This is a genomic window from Methylobacterium sp. UNC300MFChir4.1 (assembly GCF_900110155.1).
Classification (GTDB): Bacteria; Pseudomonadota; Alphaproteobacteria; order Rhizobiales; family Beijerinckiaceae; genus Methylobacterium.
This window is the reverse complement of record NZ_FOCS01000029.1, coordinates 13,053-29,670: the sequence shown is the minus strand read 5'-3', so window position 1 is coordinate 29,670 and position 16,618 is coordinate 13,053. Positions and strand designations below refer to the sequence as shown.

The 16,618-nt window shown below is 72.9% G+C and carries 15 protein-coding genes; 2 read left to right on the top strand and 13 right to left on the bottom strand.

Annotated elements, in window-relative coordinates:
* Window positions 1-83 precede the first annotated feature (83 nt).
* Window positions 84-3,323, top strand: a complete 3,240-nt coding sequence (locus BMY19_RS26255; protein WP_100253426.1) for an efflux RND transporter permease subunit — start codon at window positions 84-86, stop codon at window positions 3,321-3,323.
* Here BMY19_RS26255 and BMY19_RS26250 read toward each other — a convergent pair.
* The 5 genes from BMY19_RS26250 to BMY19_RS26230 all read right to left on the bottom strand — a co-directional run bounded on the left by BMY19_RS26250 (window position 3,297) and on the right by BMY19_RS26230 (window position 8,318).
* Complete coding sequence (locus tag BMY19_RS26250; RefSeq protein WP_100253425.1) at window positions 3,297-4,289, bottom strand: DUF808 domain-containing protein; 993 nt, start codon at window positions 4,287-4,289, stop codon at window positions 3,297-3,299. The genes BMY19_RS26255 and BMY19_RS26250 overlap by 27 nt on opposite strands.
* 125 nt (window positions 4,290-4,414) lie before the next feature.
* The gene (locus BMY19_RS26245; RefSeq protein ID WP_091926902.1) at window positions 4,415-5,083 is read right to left on the bottom strand and encodes a response regulator transcription factor; all 669 of its coding nucleotides are present in this window, start codon (window positions 5,081-5,083) and stop codon (window positions 4,415-4,417) included.
* A 10-nt stretch (window positions 5,084-5,093) separates the two neighbouring features.
* Window positions 5,094-7,172, bottom strand: a complete 2,079-nt coding sequence (locus BMY19_RS26240; protein ID WP_100253451.1) for an ATP-binding protein — start codon at window positions 7,170-7,172, stop codon at window positions 5,094-5,096.
* 164 nt (window positions 7,173-7,336) lie between these two features.
* Entirely contained in the window at window positions 7,337-7,561 is a 225-nt protein-coding gene (locus tag BMY19_RS26235; protein ID WP_020094563.1) for a ribosome modulation factor, read from the bottom strand.
* 340 nt (window positions 7,562-7,901) lie between these two features.
* The gene (locus BMY19_RS26230; RefSeq protein ID WP_100253424.1) at window positions 7,902-8,318 is read right to left on the bottom strand and encodes a hypothetical protein; all 417 of its coding nucleotides are present in this window, start codon (window positions 8,316-8,318) and stop codon (window positions 7,902-7,904) included.
* A gap of 304 nt (window positions 8,319-8,622) precedes the next feature.
* On the opposite strand from BMY19_RS26230, the gene BMY19_RS26225 reads away from it, so the two are divergent.
* Complete coding sequence (locus BMY19_RS26225) at window positions 8,623-8,871, top strand: hypothetical protein (protein WP_139215705.1); 249 nt, start codon at window positions 8,623-8,625, stop codon at window positions 8,869-8,871.
* Here the strand turns inward: BMY19_RS26225 and BMY19_RS26220 are convergent.
* From BMY19_RS26220 to BMY19_RS26185, 8 genes are all read right to left on the bottom strand, one after another.
* Window positions 8,855-10,276, bottom strand: coding sequence for a hypothetical protein (locus BMY19_RS26220; RefSeq protein WP_100253423.1), 1,422 nt, complete (start codon window positions 10,274-10,276; stop codon window positions 8,855-8,857). The genes BMY19_RS26225 and BMY19_RS26220 overlap by 17 nt on opposite strands.
* Window positions 10,273-10,590, bottom strand: coding sequence for a hypothetical protein (locus tag BMY19_RS26215; protein ID WP_100253422.1), 318 nt, complete (start codon window positions 10,588-10,590; stop codon window positions 10,273-10,275). Before BMY19_RS26215 ends, BMY19_RS26220 begins: the two co-directional genes overlap by 4 nt.
* Window positions 10,591-10,640: 50 nt before the next feature.
* Window positions 10,641-11,366, bottom strand: a complete 726-nt coding sequence (locus tag BMY19_RS26210) for a hypothetical protein (protein ID WP_091926906.1) — start codon at window positions 11,364-11,366, stop codon at window positions 10,641-10,643.
* Window positions 11,367-11,399: 33 nt separating this feature from the next.
* Window positions 11,400-12,401 (bottom strand): hypothetical protein, encoded by a 1,002-nt coding sequence (locus BMY19_RS26205; protein ID WP_100253421.1) that lies wholly within the window; start codon window positions 12,399-12,401, stop codon window positions 11,400-11,402.
* A 53-nt stretch (window positions 12,402-12,454) separates the two neighbouring features.
* Window positions 12,455-13,426 carry a hypothetical protein gene (locus BMY19_RS26200; protein WP_244535018.1) on the bottom strand — a complete coding sequence of 324 codons (972 nt, stop codon included), beginning with the start codon at window positions 13,424-13,426 and terminating at the stop codon, window positions 12,455-12,457.
* 44 nt (window positions 13,427-13,470) lie between these two features.
* Window positions 13,471-14,286, bottom strand: a complete 816-nt coding sequence (locus BMY19_RS26195) for an OmpA family protein (protein WP_100253419.1) — start codon at window positions 14,284-14,286, stop codon at window positions 13,471-13,473.
* A 107-nt stretch (window positions 14,287-14,393) separates the two neighbouring features.
* Window positions 14,394-15,374: a trypsin-like serine peptidase gene (locus tag BMY19_RS26190; protein ID WP_100253418.1), complete on the bottom strand. Its 981-nt coding sequence runs from the start codon at window positions 15,372-15,374 to the stop codon at window positions 14,394-14,396.
* A gap of 80 nt (window positions 15,375-15,454) precedes the next feature.
* A complete protein-coding gene (locus BMY19_RS26185; protein WP_100253417.1) occupies window positions 15,455-16,585 on the bottom strand; it encodes a hypothetical protein in 1,131 nt (376 codons plus the stop codon).
* Window positions 16,586-16,618 lie beyond the last annotated feature (33 nt).

Below are 16,618 nucleotides of genomic sequence, written 5' to 3'. Positions count from 1 at the left end.
CCGATCCAGATCCCCGACGCCTTCGAGACGGCGGCCGCACGCGGCCGCCCGGACGCCCCTGCCTCACGCCCTCGGAGGGCGGCATGAATCTCTCCAAGTTCTTCATCGACCGCCCGATCTTCGCGGGCGTGCTCTCGATGCTCATCTTCATCGGCGGTCTGCTGTCGCTCTTCGCGATGCCGATCTCCGAGTATCCGGACGTGGTGCCGCCCTCCGTCGTCGTCCGCGCGACCTTCCCGGGCGCCAACCCCAAGGTCATCGTCGAGACCGTGGCGACGCCGATCGAGGAGCAGATCAACGGCGTCGAGGGCATGCTCTACATGTCGAGCCAGGCCACGACCGACGGCATCATGACGCTGACCGTCACCTTCCGGCTGGGCACCGACCCCGACAAGGCGCAGCAGCTCGTCCAGAACCGCGTCTCGCAGGCCGAGCCGCGGCTGCCGGCGGTGGTGCGCCAGCTCGGCATCGTCACGGTGAAGAGCTCCCCCGACCTGACGATGGTCGTGCATCTCGTCTCGCCCAACGGGCGCTACGACATGACCTACCTGCGCAACTACGCGGTGCTGAACATCAAGGACCGCCTGGCGCGGCTCGACGGCGTCGGCCAGGTCCAGCTCTTCGGCTCCGGCGACTACGCGATGCGGATCTGGCTCGACCCGCAGAAGGTGGCCGAGCACGGCCTGTCCGCGGGCGACGTCGTGCGCGAGATCCAGGCCCAGAACGTCGAGGCCGCGGCCGGCGTGATCGGTGCGTCGCCGGCCGTTCCGGGTCTCGACCTGCAGCTCTCGCTCAACGCCGAGGGGCGTCTGAGCAGCGAGGAGCAGTTCGGCGACATCGTGGTCAAGACCGGCGCCGACGGCGCGATCACGCGCCTGCGCGACGTCGCGCGCATCGAGCTCGGCGCTTCCGACTACGCCCTGCGCTCGCTCCTCGACAACAAGTCGGCGGTGGCGATCCCGATCTCGCAGTCGCCGGGCTCGAACGCGATCCAGATCTCCGACGAGGTCCGCCGCACCATGGCGGAGATCAAGCGGACCATGCCGGAGGGCGTCGACTACCAGATCGTCTACGACCCGACGCAGTTCGTGCGCGCCTCCATCGAGGCCGTGATCCACACGCTGCTGGAGGCCATCGCCCTCGTCGTGCTCGTGGTGATCCTGTTCCTGCAGACGTGGCGGGCCTCGATCATCCCGCTGCTCGCCGTGCCGGTCTCGATCGTCGGCACCTTCGCGGTGATGCACGTCTTCGGATTCTCGATCAACGCGCTGAGCCTGTTCGGCCTCGTGCTGGCCATCGGCATCGTCGTCGACGACGCGATCGTGGTCGTCGAGAACGTCGAGCGGAACATCGAGAGCGGCCTGTCCCCGCGGGACGCCAGCTACCAGGCCATGCGCGAGGTCTCGGGCCCGATCATCGCCATCGCCCTCGTGCTGGTCGCGGTCTTCGTGCCCCTGGCCTTCATCAGCGGCCTGACGGGCCAGTTCTACAAGCAGTTCGCCCTCACCATCGCGATCTCGACGGTGATCTCGGCGATCAACTCGCTGACCCTCTCGCCGGCCCTCTCGGCGCTGCTGCTGAAGGATCACCACGCGCCGAAGGATCGTCTCACCCGCATCCTCGACCGGCTGCTCGGCTGGTTCTTCCGCCGCTTCAACCGCGCCTTCGGGCGGGCCTCGAACGGCTACGGCCGCGGTGTCGGCTTCGCGGTGTCGCGCAAGGCCGCGATGATGACCCTCTACGTCCTGCTCGTCGGGCTGACGGTCGGCCTGTTCCGCCAGATCCCGGGCGGCTTCGTGCCGGGCCAGGACAAGCAGTACCTCGTGGGCTTCGCGCAGCTGCCCGACGGCGCGACCCTCGACCGGACGGAAGAGGTCATCCGCCGCATGAGCGAGATCGCCCTCAAGGAGCCCGGCGTCGAGAGCGCCGTCGCCTTCCCGGGCCTCTCGATCAACGGCTTCACCAACAGCTCCAACTCGGGGATCGTGTTCTCGACGCTCAAGCCGTTCGACGAGCGGAGGGACCCGTCCCTCAACGGGGCGGCGATCGCGCAGTCGCTGAACAAGAAGTACGCCGCGATCCCCGAGGCCTTCATCGCGATGTTCCCGCCGCCGCCGGTGAACGGGCTGGGGACGATCGGCGGCTTCAAGCTGCAGATCGAGGATCGCGCCGGCCTCGGCTACGAGGCGCTGAACGACGCCACGAAGGCGTTCATGGCGAAGGCCGCCCAGGCGCCGGAACTCGTCGGGCTGTTCTCGAGCTTCCAGATGAACGTGCCGCAGCTCTTCGCGGACATCGACCGGACGAAGGCCCGTCAGCTCAACATCCCGGTGACGGACGTCTTCGACACGCTGCAGATCTATCTCGGCTCGCTCTACGTCAACGACTTCAACAAGTTCGGCCGCACCTACTCGGTGCGCGTCCAGGCCGACGCCCCGTTCCGGGCGCGGTCGGACGATGTCGGTCTGCTGAAGGTCCGGGCCGGTTCCGGCGAGATGGTCCCACTCTCCGCCCTGCTGCGCGTCCGCCAGACCGCCGGACCGGAGCGGGCCATGCGCTACAACGGCTTCCTGTCGGCCGACATCAACGCCGGCGCGGCGCCTGGCTACTCGTCGGGGCAGGCCCAGGCGGCGGCCACGCGGATCGCGGCGGAGACGCTGCCGCGGGGCTTCGCCTTCGAGTGGACGGACCTCACGTACCAGGAATTCATCGCGGGCAATTCCGGGATCTGGGTCTTTCCCCTCGCGCTGCTCCTGGTCTTCCTCGTGCTCGCCGCGCAGTACGAGAGCCTCGCCCTGCCGCTGGCGATCCTGCTGATCGTGCCGATGGGGCTGCTCGCCGCGATGTTCGGCGTGTGGCTGTCGGCCGGCGACAACAACGTCTTCACGCAGATCGGCCTGATCGTGCTCGTCGGGCTCTCGGCCAAGAACGCCATCCTGATCGTCGAATTCGCCCGTGAGCTCGAATTCGCCGGTCGGACCCCGCTCCAGGCGGCGATCGAGGCGAGCCGCCTCCGGCTGCGGCCGATCCTGATGACGTCGATGGCCTTCATCATGGGCGTGCTGCCGCTGGTGACAGCGACCGGCACCGGATCGGAGATGCGCCGCGCGATGGGCGTCGCGGTGTTCTCGGGCATGATCGGCGTGACCGCCTTCGGCCTGTTCCTGACCCCGGTCTTCTACGTGCTGCTGCGTCGCCTGAGCGGCAACAGGCCCCTGAAGCATCACGGCGCCGCAGCGCCGGTCCCGGCGCCAGTAGCTGTGCCGGGCTCCGCCCCGGCCGATCACGGGATCCCGTCAGCCGCGCCGCTGCCACAGGCCTGACAGGGCGCGCCACGCCGGCGCCAGCACGACGTTCGTCAGCGGGATCAGCGCCCCGCCGACGACCAGCCCGATGAGGCCCGACACGGTCGCGGTGACGAGCCACTCGACGAGGCCCGCGGCGAACGGCACGCGCGCCGCCGCGGCCTCCGCCATCGCGTGGGCGGCGTGCGCCGGGGCCGAGAACCCGTAGGTTTCCAGACCGTGCATGAGGATCCCGCCGCCGACCCAGATCATCGCCGCCGTCCCGATGACGGCCAGGATCTTGAGCAGGATCGGCATGCCCTTCACGACGCCGCGGCCGAGCCCGCGGATCAGGCTTCCGAGCGGTTGGCCCGCGGTGCTGCGGGCGAGGGCCAGACCGGCATCGTCGGCCTTCACGATCAGCGCGACCACGCCGTAGACGCCCGCGGTGATGCCGACCGCGACGATGGCCAGCACCGCCGCCCGCATCCAGAAGCTGCCCTCCGGCAGCGCCGCCAGCGTGATGGCCATGATCTCGGCCGACAGGATGAAGTCCGTCTTGATGGCGCTCGCCACGCGCCGGTCTTCCCGGGCCTGATCGCCGCCGGCTCCACCCTCCTGGTCCGCCTCGTCGCCGTGGCCATGATGGGCGAGAACGGCTTCGTAGACCTTCTCGGCGCCCTCGAAGCACAGGTACGCGCCGCCCAGCATGAGGAGCGGCGTGATCGCCCAGGGGGCGAAGGCGCTCAGCGCCAGGGCACCCGGCAGCAGGAAAAGGATCTTGTTGCGCAGCGATCCGAGGGCGATCCTGCCGACGATCGGCAATTCGCGCTCCGCGGCGAAGCCGACGACGTAGCGCGGCGTCACGGCCGCGTCGTCGATGACGACGCCGGCGGCCTTGGTGCCGGCGCGCGCCGCCTGGCCGGCCACGTCGTCGAGCGAGGCCGCCGCGGCCCTCACCATGAAGGCGACATCGTCCAACAGGGCGATCAATCCGACGCTCACCCGTCCCCCCTCGTCCCTGACCGGTCCGCCAGACAGACGATCCGCGGCAGGATTTGATCCCTGACCGGCGAAAAATCGGCGGACCCGGCCGTCGCCCGGGACTGGCTGCCCCCGCTCGCTCGCGCCTAGCGCAGCGCCAGGGCGTCGAGCCATCCGTGCGCGGCGGCGTAGCGGATGATCTCCGCGCGCGTGCGCAGGCCCAGCTTCTCGGCGGCCCGCGCCTTGTAGGTCTCGATGGACTTCACGCTGAGATCGAAGCGCCGCGCGATCTCCTTGTTGCTGAAGCCCTGCGCGATCAGCCGGAGCACGTCGGTCTCGCGCGGGCTCAGCGCTTCGGCCGACGGCTCGGACTCCGCGCCCTGCGTCGGGGCCCCGGGATGCGCCATGGCGTGGCTCGCCACCGAGGGGTCGAGGTAGATCCCGCCCGCCGCGACGGCGCGGACCGCGCGGAGCAGGTCCTCCGCGGCCGAGCGCTTGAGGAGGTAGCCCCGGGCGCCCGCCTTGAGCAGCGGCTGAACGTAGGCCGCGTCCTCGTGAACCGTCAGCACCAGCACCCGCGTCCGCGGGCACGACCCGGCGACGCGCTCGGTCAGCTCCAGGCCGTTGAGGCCCGGCATCGAGACGTCGACGACGGCGACGTCCGGGTCGGCGGCGTGGATCATCGGCAGCGCCTCGCTGCCGCTGGTGGCCTCGCCGACCAGCTCGATCTCCGGGTCGGCGTTCAGGAGCGTCCGGATCCCCGCGAGGACGATGGGATGGTCGTCGGCCAGGGCGACGCGGATGCGGTCCGTCATGCGCTTCTCCTCAGGTCTCGGGATGTTCCGGAATCGGGATGGTGACGAACAGCGTCGTACCGATGCCCGGGGACGATTCCAGCGTGAGCGTCCCGCTCAGGAGCGACAGCCGCTCGCGGATGCCCGACAGGCCGAGCCGCAGCTTGGCCGGCGCCTCGCCGCCGGCGCGCTCACGCTGCTCGTCGGCGTTGAAGCCGGTGCCGTCATCCTCGATGACGACCCGCATCTCGCCCGCGCGCTTCTCCACCGAGACGCTGACGCTCGCGGCCCGGGCGTGCTTGAGGACGTTGGTCAGGGCCTCCTGCACGATCCGGTAGACGGCCGTCTCGATCGCGGCCGGCAGCCGGGTCGCCTCGCTCAGGAATTCCAGGTCGGCGCGGATCCCGTGCCGCTGGCTCCAGTCGCGCAGCAGGGTGGCCAGGGCCTCGCGCAGCCCGAGATCGTCGAGGGCGGTGGGCCGGAGGTCGACGGCGGCCCGGTGGATGTCGCGGCCGATCTCCCCGGCGAGCGATTGCAGCCACTCCACCTGCCGGCCGGCCTCCGCCGTGGCCCCGCGTGCCAGGAGCCGCTCCATGCTCTTGAGGCCCAGCGAGAGTCCGGTCACCGTCTGGCCGACCTGGTCGTGGAGTTCCCGGGCGATCCGGCGCTGCTCGTTCTCCTGGGCCTCGCCGAGGCGGCGCAGCAGCGCGAAGCGCTCGGCCTCCGCGCGCTTGCGCGGCTCGATGTCCGACACCACGCCGTAGATCAGCCCGGCCGGGGTATGCTCGTGGAGCTGCGGCACGCGGCCGGCGACCCGCACCCAGCGCGGCTCCCGACTCTCCTGGGTCACGCGGAACTCGACGTCGAGCGGCGTGCCCTCGGCGAGGCTCCGGCGCAGGGCCTCGCTCAGGCGCCCGCGATCCTCGGGATCGACCGCCTGCAGGACCGTGTCGGCGTCCACGGCGCTGTCGCGCCCCTCGGCGGCGGCCGTCCAACCGAGGAGATCGGCCGCGCGGGGCGAGCCGGTGACCCGGTGCGCGACGGTGTCCCAGCGCAGCGTGCCGAGTTCCGCGGCCTCGGCGGCGACGGCGCCCTGTTCCTCGCTGGAGCGGAGCGCGAGGGAGAACCGGGCCTGCTCGCCCGCTCGGCGCTGCGCCATGTCGCGGCCGACGAGACCGACCAGCGCCAGGGCGAGCCCGATGCTGACGAAGCTGCCGCCACCCAGGACGGCGTAGGACCGCGAGACCGGCGCGTTGAGCGTCGCGACCGGCATCCCGAAATGCACCGACCAGCCGCCGGTATGCTGCAGGGTCCGGTAGACCACCTCGACATCGGCGCCTTCCAGCGTCGGTCCGGTGTAGAAGCCGTTCGGGGCGTTCCGGATCGCCGCCTGGAGCGCCGGGTTCGCCGGGTGGCCGAGCTCCTCCACCTCGGCCCGGGTCCGGGCGATCGTGTTGCCCTCCGCGTCCACGATGGTGCCGACCCAGCCCTCGGGGGCGCCGGCGTCGCGCAGGATCGAGCTCACCGCGTTCGTGGCGAGCCGGATCGAGAGGACGTAGCGCAGCGTGCCGTCCCGTATGACCGGCACGCGCAGAGCGACGAGGCGCTTGCCCGAGATCGAGCCGGCCGGGCCGATGCCGCCGATCACCGGATGCCGCGTGCGCACCACCGCGTCGAAGCTCGTCCGGTCCGAGGTCGGTCCGAGTTCTTCCTCGAGGGACCGGAGAAGATTCACGATCTGGGCGCCGTCCGGTCGCGCGAGCTCCACCGTCTCCCAGAGCGGGTGCGCCTGCCTGAGGCGCACGGCCTCGGCGTAGAAGGCCGCGAGGTCGGGCCTGTCGAGGGTCGCGGAGGCGGCCTCGGCCTCGAGGACCGCGATCTGGGCGGCGATGTCCGAGGCGACGCGCTCGGCCACCCGGGTCGCGCTGGCGACGGCGGCGCTACGGGCGAGGTCGCGCTGCTGCTGCGCCATCAGCGTCGCGACCCAGCCGCTGAGCAGCAGGACCGGGATCGCGGCCGCGAGGGCGAGGGCGACGAAGGTGCGGCGGCTGCCGCGGCTCAGCTGGAGCTCGGGCTTCCGGATCGCGGTGTCGCGGGCGCGAGCATTCATGCGGCCGTGCGCGGACGCGCTGCGCGCCGGTCCGGACCCGTCGCCCATCGCTCGGACGGCCCGACGCCCCTGTCTCGCCGTCCCGCGCGCACCGTCGCCCGCCTCCCGTGTCCCCGCATCGGCCCGTAAGCTCACAGCTCTCCTACGGGAAAGTCGGGCCGCCGTCAGGCCGGGGAGGCGGGGTCGGACGCGGCACCGGCGTCGGAAAGGGCCGATCCGGGCAGCATCCGGGCGGGGTGGGGCATCCGCGTCGCGACCGCCCACGAGGAGCCGTCGTAGCCCTCGTACCAGGCCCGGCGCTCGCGCGACTCGCCGGGATAGGGGCAGGCGTCGCGGGGCCGACCGACGGCGCGCGCGCGGGCGCCCTGTTTGACGATGTCCATGAGCATGGGCGCTGATCTCTCCGGCCGCTCGGGAGCCTGTCCCGCCGGGTCAGAAGCGCCGAGTTCGAACGGCCAAGCAAGCTGTTTCGAGCCGGGATACCGCTCACACCGACGCCTGTCGGGAATATCCCGACAGGCCGTGCGTGCGATGATCGATTGACCATTGCACGAAAGCGGCACCGGATCTTTCGGGGATCGCCTCGATCCGTCCGAATGATGCGCGGAGGGACACGAGATCCTCGCGTCGTCGGACGCGAGGATCACGAGTGCCACGCCGACGTGGGCGTGGCGTGGAAAGTCGACCGGGAGGCCGTGACGGCCCGGCCTCCCGGTCCGGATGCGCCGCCTAGTAGGCGCAGCCGTAGCCGACCGGCGCGTAGCCGTACCCGTAGGGCCGCCCGTAGGCCGCGCCGTAGAGACCGGGCCGTGCACCGGCCGCGAGGCCAAGGCCTGCGCCGGTCACGAAGCCGACCCCGCGATAGGCGCCCCAGCCACCCGAGCGATACGCGTGGGGCCGGAAGCCGTAGCCGGCGGGGCGGAAGTGGACGCCGCGATATCCGCGGTAGCCCCGGTGCCGCTGGTAGTGCCGGTGGAGACGGTGATGGCGGTACCGGTGGAGACCGTGGCGCCGCCCCCTCCAGACGCCGTGGCCCAGATGGTGGGGCCCATGATGGAAGCCGCGGCCGTGGGGTCGCGCCTCGCTCGACGGGGCGAACAGGACGAGGCTCGACAGCGCCGTGAGGGCGATCGCGAGACGTTTCATGGGCTGAGCTCCAGAGACGGTGAAGGACGTCCGCACGGATCGGACCTGATGCCGGATCCGACCGCGCGGCGCGGTCTGTCGGGACGGCGATGCCGGCCGCCATCGGGGGCCACCGCGCATTCCCCGAAACGCGCGGACGGCGGGAGACCGCCGGTCGCTGTCCCGCAGGCTCATCTGTGTTGCCCGGCGCCGATCAGCAGTCGGAGAGATCGGCAATCGTGTCAGGGTCGGCCCGACATGCCCGGGCGACCGGCCTGGATTAGCTTGGCCGTGGACATTCGCGCGCGCTGCACAGGGGGACGGCATGCGGAAGGCGTTGGGACGGCCGGTGCAGAGGGCGCGATCCTGGTACCGGCGCTACGGGCGCCTCGGCGCGCCGCAGACGCCGCGACCGGTCAAGCAGGGCCCGCAGGCCGCCCCCGGACGCTCGCTGGAGGACTGGGCGCGGTTCGGCGGCGGTCTGCTCGGCCCGGAATCCGCCGATGCCCCGCGTCCTGAGATCCGCGCCGATCGAGGGGCCGCCCTCGGCATCCCGATCAGTCCGCCGGGCTGAAGACGTCGTCGCCCACGAAGACCATCTCGCGGTCGATCTCGGGGGGATCCTTCTGCGAGCCGTAGGCGAAGAACAGGCGCCGGGTCCGGCCATCCGCCGCGGTCAACGTCAGCGTGTGGCGATCGAGGGCGTAGTGCCCGCCCTCCGGCGCGCGCCGACGGGCGATCGCCGTGCCGACGCCGGTGCTCGCCCCCGAATTCGTCGCGCCGACCGAGCCGCCGCGGCCGTAACTCCCGTCCGCGTGGAAGTCGTAGCGGCTCTCGACGGCGATCGCGACATCGCCGCCCAGGGCGGTGTTGCCGCCGCCCGACAGCCGCCGGTACGCCCGCGCCACCCGCTCATTGGCGGCGGCCGGGAAGGCCCGGAAGAAGCTGCCGTCGCCGAGGGCGTAATCGTTCGCGCGGCCGCGCGCGTCCGTCAGGACGAAGCCGGCGCCCTTGGCACTCCACCGCCCGAATCGCTTGGGCCGTGCGGCCCGCTCGGCGGCGAGGTCCACGTCTTCGAGCGCGGTGTCGGCGATCTCGTAGTAGGTTCCGTCGCGCAGGAAGATCAGCGGCTCGAAATCGATCGTCATGAGACCGCCGACGCCGAATCCGGTGGTCGAACGGAAGTACACGCCCTCGACCTGATCCCAATTGGCGGCGTGGCGCGGGGGACCGGCCGCGTCCAGGGCGGACGGGGACGGAGCCGGGGAGGGAGCCGGCCGCGCGTCCGGCACGGGCGGGCTCTCCGCGACCGGAGGCGGCTTCGGGGCCGCGCGTCCGGCCCGGCCCTTCGGCACCAGCCCGTCCTCGGTCAGCGCCAGATTCCGCAGCGTGGCGACCGGGATGAACTCGTTGGACAGGCCCGCCAGGAAACGCGGCAGCACGCCGAGCCGCTTGGCCGCCTGCCAGCCGGCATGGTGGAGAACAGCGCGCAGCTTGACCTGCTCGGCGAAGGCCGCCCGCGTGGCCGGCTGGGACAGGGGCGGCCGTTCCGCCATCGGCGCCACGAACCTAGTCCGGATCGCCCGCAGGGCCGCCGCGCTCGGCTCGACCGTCGCGTCGTTGGCGACCATCCATTGCAGGGCGATGAAGGCGGTGAGCACGTCGCCCGCATCGTCCGGCCGCAGCGGCGTCCCGTCGAGGAAGCCGCGGAAGACGCTGTCGTAATCGTGCCGGGCCAGCTCTCGCGCCGTCTCGGCCGCGGCGATCGGGTTCGTGGCGCGCTGGTCGCGCACCGCCCGCGCGACCGTGGCGGCCCGCAGGTCGGGCGTCGAGGCGTAGGGGAGGGCCGGTCCCTCCACCTCGGTCGCCTGCGCCCGTGCCGGGGTCGCCGGCACCGGGATCGACAGGCTCGACAGCGGGACGGCTGCCACGCCGAGGCCGAGCAGTGCGGCCGCGCGCCGGAAGGTGAACCGCATCATCGCCGCAACCACGCTCGAAGGATCATCAGCAGGCCCTGCACGACGGTGAGCAGCAGTGTCAGGGCCATGAAGGGCAGGAACGGGATCAGCAGCCAGCCCGTCATCGTCAGCGTGTAGAGCAGGCCGCCGATATCGTGTCCGGCCACCGGGCAGGGGTGCGTCCCCGCCTCGTTGACGGTGCAGCCGGTCAGGTTCGTCAGCGCGAGGCCGAGCGCGAAGGGTACGACCGGCAGCCACGTGATGAGCAGCAGGATGAGGATCACGCGCAGGCGTCGCCGGGACGGGCTCGGCCGCGCAATCGTGGGGATGGCCATCGGTCACAACCCCTAAGCGGAGCCGGGGCGGCCGCGTCGCGCCGCGCCGCTCATGGCTGGCGGCGGTAGAGGCCGCGGAAGGTGACGTTGACGCCTCCGCAGGCGAGGTTGTCGTCGACGACCAGCCAGGGGCCGACCCGCCGCAGCCAGACCTTGCAGTCGGAAGCGTCACCGGCCTCGACCGGCAGCGCCCCGTTCTCGCCGACGGCGAAGCTCGCCGCGGCGCCCTGCGGGGCGACCGTGCCGGCGAATTCGCCGATATGGACGCCGCCGCGGCGCGCCCGCTCCGGATCCCCGGCGCCCCAGGTGGCGTCGCCCCCGAAGGTCAGCAGCCCCGGCTTGTCGGCCTGGGTGATGCGGATGCGCGCCTCCGCACGGGTCCAGGTGCCGAGCCAGTCCGCAGGCGCGACGGCACCGGGCGGCTCGACGGCGACGGCCTCGCCCGGGAGCCAGCCGGTCCGGCCCATATCGTCGCCCGCGCCCCGATAATGGGCGCAGACATAGGCGCCGCGTCGCTCGCCGAGGATGACGGGATCGGCGCTCACCAGGTAGGCGCGCTCGCGGCAGGCGGCGCTCGGGTCCGGGCAGCCAGCGCGGGCGAGCCCGTCCTTGACGAAGGCCGTGCGCCCCGGCGCGCTGATGCGCCCGAAGGTTGGGGGCGCGCCGGACGCGAGCGAGGGGGACCGCCGGCATTCGTTCTCCTCCGCGCGCGCCGGGCCAGCGAGCAGGGCGAGGGCGGAGACCAGGAGCAGCGGGGCGAGAAGCGGCGGGCGCATCGGGAAGGCTCTCGTTGTGGGTGCAGAGGTCGGTCAGCGCATCGCCACCGAGGCGGCGACACGGTCGGCCCTGTCCAGGGCGTCGGGGCGACCGGCATCGGCGAAGCCCAGCACCCGCAGGTAGCGCTGGCCGTCGAAGACCATCGTCTGCGTCACGCCGAGGGCACGGCCGCTCTTGGTGTCGGTCCCGGTGCCGCGCAGCCGCACGACGACCGCCTCGCCGCGACTGGACCGCGCCTCGTCCGTGACGTTCACGTCGGCGAAGTCCTTCTGCGCCGCGAACAGCCGGCGGGCGACCGCGACCTCCGCGCCCGCCGGGACCGGCGCCTGACCGAGCGAGGGCGCGACGACGATCACCGGCTGCTCGCGCTCGGGATCGACGTCCTTGGGTCCCTCGGTGAGGAGGAGGCTGTTGCCCGCGAAGACCGCGGTCGGCCGGTAGCCCGCCATGTCGCCGACCGTGTAGGGCAGCGCCGCGACCTGATCGGTTAGGCTCGCCTTCGCCCGGAACGCGATCGTGCGGAGGGCCGCCTCGACGGAAGCGGCGGGCACCTGCCGGGCCGCCTTCTCGGGGACCTGCACGGTGACGAGCCCGGTCCCGGGGGCGCCGCGCACGACGGCGACCCATTTCGCGTAAGTGAGGCCGTTGGCCGGCTGGGTGCCGCGAAGGACGAAGCCCTCACCGCCCGCGACCGGCAGGGGCTCGGCCCCGCCCTTCACCCGGAAGCCCGTGGCGGCCAGCGCCTCGGGGGTGAACCGACCATTGATCTGGTCCCAGGCCTCCGGCGGCATCTCCACCAGGATGATCGACGCGCCGGCCGGATGCTCGAAACCGGCGAAGCGCCGGCTCACGCTCATCCCGGCCGGCGGCGTCAGGCCGAGGGCGCCGGCGCCCGGAAAGAGCGGGTCGGCCCGGGCCTCGCGGGCCGCGATCGCCAGGGGCGCTAAGACCAGTCCGGCCAGGATGACGCGCCGCGCCGGGCGTTGCGGGACAAGATGGGAGAGGGCGCCGCGCAGGCGCTCGCGAACCGACATGGTCAACCTTCAGGGAACGGTGGGACGACGAGGCGGGGAAGGCGAAGGTTCGGCTACCGCGTCGCCACGCGGCTGATGACGAAGGTGTTGCCTGAGAACTGGACCTGACCCGGCGCGCTCATGTGCTCCAGCATCAGGCGGAGGTTCCGGCCGAGCCGGGCGGAATCCGAGCGGGTCTCGTACCAGTACTCGGTGCTGGCCCCGCTCGCGCGCACCGGACGGTGGTGCTCGTAGCAGCGGAAGGCCGCCATGTACTCCTCGGCCGCCTGGACCTCCTGGGCCGAGAAGCCGCTCAGACGGACGACGTAGGCGCTGGGCAAACCCCCGCAGCCCTCGCCGCCGGGCGCCGCCGCCACGGCGCCGCCGACCGGAGCGGCGTCGGGGGGCGCGGCGCCGGCATCGGCACCGCGGCGGGGCGCGATGACGCCGTCGAGCTTCGCGGTGAGCGCGGCCGCGAGGTCTGCGGCCACTGTCTTCGCCTCGGCGCCGACCCGCTCGAGCAGGCACTCGCGGTCGCACCCCTGGGGCAGGGGCGGCAACTGGAGCCCGGCCACCTCGAACGACCCGAGCGACTGCCCGGTGCGGACGTTGAGGAGGCGGCCGGGGATACGGATCTCCGGCCGGACGATATCCGAGTAGGCGGATTTCGACGCCGACGCGTAGATCTGGAACACCGCCACCACGTCGAGGGGCGGATTCTGGACCGCGCGGGCGACCTCGATCAGCTCGGCATCCCGCCGGCGCACCCGGTTGGCCTGGGTGAAGCCCATGGCGACGGCGGTCTCGTCGTAGACGTTGTAGCCGCGCAGGTTCATCGTCTCGGACAGTTCGTGGATCACGCGCTGGAAGATGCGGTTGCCGCGGGGCACCGCGTCCTCGTCGGCGTCCTCGCCCATCACGACGACGTTGGGCTTGGTCTGCGCCCGTGCCGGTGCCGCGTAGGCGGACCCGAGGGCCAGGACGGCGAGGCAGGCGGCGCGGAACGCGGTGGTGCGGACGAGGGGCATCGGGATCCTCCAGGACATCGCGGGTCTCTCCGTCTTCGGACCGTCGGTGAGGCGAGTTGGCGTCATTCGGTGCAGGGACGCGGGGTCGGCGCCGCGCGGAAATCGTCGAGGTCGAGGTCCATCCGCAGGCGCGGATCGGCCAAGTCGGTGCAAGTGCGATCCGCGACCGGCAGGACGAAGCGCAGGGCACCGCTGCGGGCCGGCGCGATCAGGCTGACCTCCACCCTGCGGTTCACCCGTGACAGGGGTGCGTCGGGATCCTTCGGCCGCGCGGGTCCCCAGCCGTGGACGCGCAGGCGCTCCGGCGCGATGCCGTAGGTCTCGACGAGATGCGCCTTCACGGCCCGGGCCCGGGCCAGGGAGAGGCGGCGGTTGTAGGCGCGGCCGCCGGCGGCGTCGGTGTGGCCGGCGATCAGGAAGCCGTGGCCCGCGAGCGGCTCGGCGCGCAGGGCCTCACCGAGCGGTTCGAGCTGGATACGCGCTTCGGGGGTCAGGCGCGCGCTGTCGTAGGCGAAGAACACGGTGAGATCGATCGACCGGGCGGGAACGACGCGGACCGCCGGGCCGCCGTCGTCGGGGCTGACCGCCAGCGGCCGCGCGGGCGCTCCCGGATGGCCGTCGGCGAACGGCGCGAGCGACCGGATGATCGCGGTCGCCCCTGGGTTCGCGGCCCGCGCCTCCTCGGCCTCCGCCCGGTCCGCGGCCGGGTCCCGCGGCGGAGCCGCTTCGTCCGGCTGCGCTGCCCGGGCACCCGGCACCTCGGTGAGCGAGTTCGCCCGGGCGGGCGCGGCCAGCGCGAGGGCGAGGCCGACGGCGAGCAACAGTCCGGAGCGGCCGAGGCGCGCCCGCGCGGCGCGCGGCAGATCGTGGGTCCGCATCGCTTCCCCTTCCAGTGTCCCGGGCCTTGCTTCGGCCCCTCTCACCCCGTCCATGGGTGGCCCAGAGCGATTTTCGTCGCCCGGCCTCGCGATCTTCGCGACGGCGCTCAGCGTCCCCGCAGGATGGCGTTCATCCCGGCCGGATCGAGGGGGCCGTCGGTCGCCGGCCTGGGTTGGGGTGCCGGGCCGGGCCCGACCGGCTTGGTCCCCGGATCCGCGGCGGCGACCGGGCGCCCCTGGGCCGCCGCGATCCGCGCCAGGGTCGGGCTCCGGCCCAGGATCGCCGAGAGGCGGGTCGCGCTGTTGAAGCTCGTCGGATCCTTCGGATCGAGGCCGCCCTCCTTGTGGAGCGCGATGCCGGCCACGGAGGCGTCGAACATGAGCGACCCGGACGAGCCGCCGAGCGTGTCGCAGCGGTGGCGCAGGTCCGGGCCTTCGGCCTGGTCCTTCACGGCGAAGCAGCGGAAGCGGCTCATCACCTTCGGTCGTCCGAGGGGATGGTGGATGACCAGCATCGATCGGTTGGCCGTCACCGGCTCGCCCGAGAGCCGCGCGGCGCCGTAGGTCGCGGTCGGATTGCCCGCCACGCGGGCGAGGGCGAAGTCGAGGCGGGCGTCGAACTCGACGGGTTTCGGGTCAATCTCGAACCGGCGGGAGCCTTTCCCGTCGAGGGTCAGGTAATCCATCAGGATCGATGCCTTGACCGGGCGCAGGTCGCCCGATTGCGGCAGGCAATGGTGGTTGGTCAGCACGTAGTCGCCGGTCAGGAGCGTCCCCGTGCAGGAGGCACCGACCTGCTGCCCGGTGCGGCCGTTCTGGAGCACGATGTCGACGCGGCCGATCGGTCGGGCGAGGGCCGCGAGGCCGTCCTTCGGGTCGAGCTCGCTCACGGGCTCGAAGGCGCCCTTGTTCTGGTCGACATAGGCGGCCGCGTCGCCGGTCGTCTGGCGCAGGGGCAGCTGCGCCCGGCCGTAATCGGCGGGATCGAAGCCGACGCTCTGCGCCCGCGCGGCATCGCCGCGGCCGAGCACGATCAGCGCGCAGGCCGTTCCCAGAAGGAGTGGGCCTCTCCGGCGCATCGCGATCATTCTCTCCCTCCTCTCGGTCCGCGGATCGGGCCAGCGCTCGCGGGGTCGATCGACAGCATTCGCAACACGCCGGATTCTCATCAGCGCGCCAGGGTGTGGACCAGGCGGCCGGCAACCGCGCCGGTTCCGGCCTCCGGAACGGCCTGGACCGTGTAGACGAGGTTCTGCCGCGCGCCCTCGCGCAGGAAATAGCCGAGCGCGCCGTCCGCCAGCCGGACGGCCGGGAGGGCGGCGTCGCGCAGTTCCGGCCCGACCTGCACGCGCAGGCCCGGCTCCGCTCCGATGGCGAGCCCGCACAGGTCCGGCGTGAGGCGGCTCGCGGCCAGGTGATCGCCCGACTCCGCCGGTACCGGGCGCCGCTCGGGCGGATCGGCTCCGAAGGCGACGCGACGGCAGGAGGAGCCCGCCGGGGCGCGCAGCTCGGAGACGTGGATCGGCGACGCGATCCGGGCTTCGATGCTGGGGGGAGGGCTGGCGGGACCGGCCGGCGCGTCGGGGCGCGGCTCACTGACGGGATCGGGCCGCGTGGCCCCGAGAGCGAGCACACCGGCGAGGCCGGCCGCCGCGACGGCGCCGGCCGGCAATGCGAGACGCCACCATCGACGCGCCGGCGGCGTCTCGGCCCTCTCCGGAGGCCGCGGCGCGGTCAATGCGGCTAGGGCTCCCGGCACGCTGTGCGACGGCAGGATCCGCACGTTCCGGCCCATGCCGCGGAAGACGGCCTCGGCCTGCGCGCGCTCCGGCCCGTCCGGCAGGAGGACCGCCAGCGCGGCGTCCGTAGCCTCGGCGATCGTCGCGGCGGAGCGCTCGATCTTGTCGAGGAGCGCGTAGTCGCCGGGCAGCACCGCGAGGTCGAGATCGACCGCGCCGGTCGCCCAGAGGATGAGGTCGGCTTCTTCCGGTGCCGCGGCGAGCGGGTGGCCGCCCTCGGCGAGGCCGTGCGCCAGGCAGACCGGAACCTCCCAGGAGCGTCCGGCATCGAAGGAGCCCGACAGCCGCAGCTCGTGGGGCTCCGGCGTCCGGCCCGTCCAATGGGCGAGCGGACCGGCGGCCCCGCAGAGCCGGGCGTAATCGGCCGACCACGGCAGCGGGCGATAATCGCCGTCCGCGAAGGCGGCCGGGGCCGGAAGGCCGGGGCGCGGCCTGAGCCCGCGCAGCACCAGCGGTCCGCGGGTCGTGGGCACCACGACGAGGATGGCCGGACGCGTCATGCGCGGGCCGGTCTCCCGGACGGGCCGAGACCG

Bases quoted from the DNA above. Each gene is read 5' to 3' on its own strand.
- BMY19_RS26200 (WP_244535018.1), bottom strand. From the start codon at position 13,426: ATGTCCTGGAGGATCCCGATGCCCCTCGTCCGCACCACCGCGTTCCGC.
- BMY19_RS26240 (WP_100253451.1), bottom strand. From the start codon at position 7,172: ATGAATGCTCGCGCCCGCGACACCGCGATCCGGAAGCCCGAGCTCCAG.
- BMY19_RS26195 (WP_100253419.1), bottom strand. From the start codon at position 14,286: ATGCGGACCCACGATCTGCCGCGCGCCGCGCGGGCGCGCCTCGGCCGC.
- BMY19_RS26255 (WP_100253426.1), top strand. From the start codon at position 84: ATGAATCTCTCCAAGTTCTTCATCGACCGCCCGATCTTCGCGGGCGTG.
- BMY19_RS26215 (WP_100253422.1), bottom strand. From the start codon at position 10,590: ATGGCCATCCCCACGATTGCGCGGCCGAGCCCGTCCCGGCGACGCCTG.
- BMY19_RS26230 (WP_100253424.1), bottom strand. From the start codon at position 8,318: ATGAAACGTCTCGCGATCGCCCTCACGGCGCTGTCGAGCCTCGTCCTG.
- BMY19_RS26185 (WP_100253417.1), bottom strand. From the start codon at position 16,585: ATGACGCGTCCGGCCATCCTCGTCGTGGTGCCCACGACCCGCGGACCG.
- BMY19_RS26205 (WP_100253421.1), bottom strand. From the start codon at position 12,401: ATGTCGGTTCGCGAGCGCCTGCGCGGCGCCCTCTCCCATCTTGTCCCG.
- BMY19_RS26210 (WP_091926906.1), bottom strand. From the start codon at position 11,366: ATGCGCCCGCCGCTTCTCGCCCCGCTGCTCCTGGTCTCCGCCCTCGCC.
- BMY19_RS26190 (WP_100253418.1), bottom strand. From the start codon at position 15,374: ATGATCGCGATGCGCCGGAGAGGCCCACTCCTTCTGGGAACGGCCTGC.
- BMY19_RS26245 (WP_091926902.1), bottom strand. From the start codon at position 5,083: ATGACGGACCGCATCCGCGTCGCCCTGGCCGACGACCATCCCATCGTC.
- BMY19_RS26225 (WP_139215705.1), top strand. From the start codon at position 8,623: ATGCGGAAGGCGTTGGGACGGCCGGTGCAGAGGGCGCGATCCTGGTAC.
- BMY19_RS26220 (WP_100253423.1), bottom strand. From the start codon at position 10,276: ATGATGCGGTTCACCTTCCGGCGCGCGGCCGCACTGCTCGGCCTCGGC.
- BMY19_RS26235 (WP_020094563.1), bottom strand. From the start codon at position 7,561: ATGCTCATGGACATCGTCAAACAGGGCGCCCGCGCGCGCGCCGTCGGT.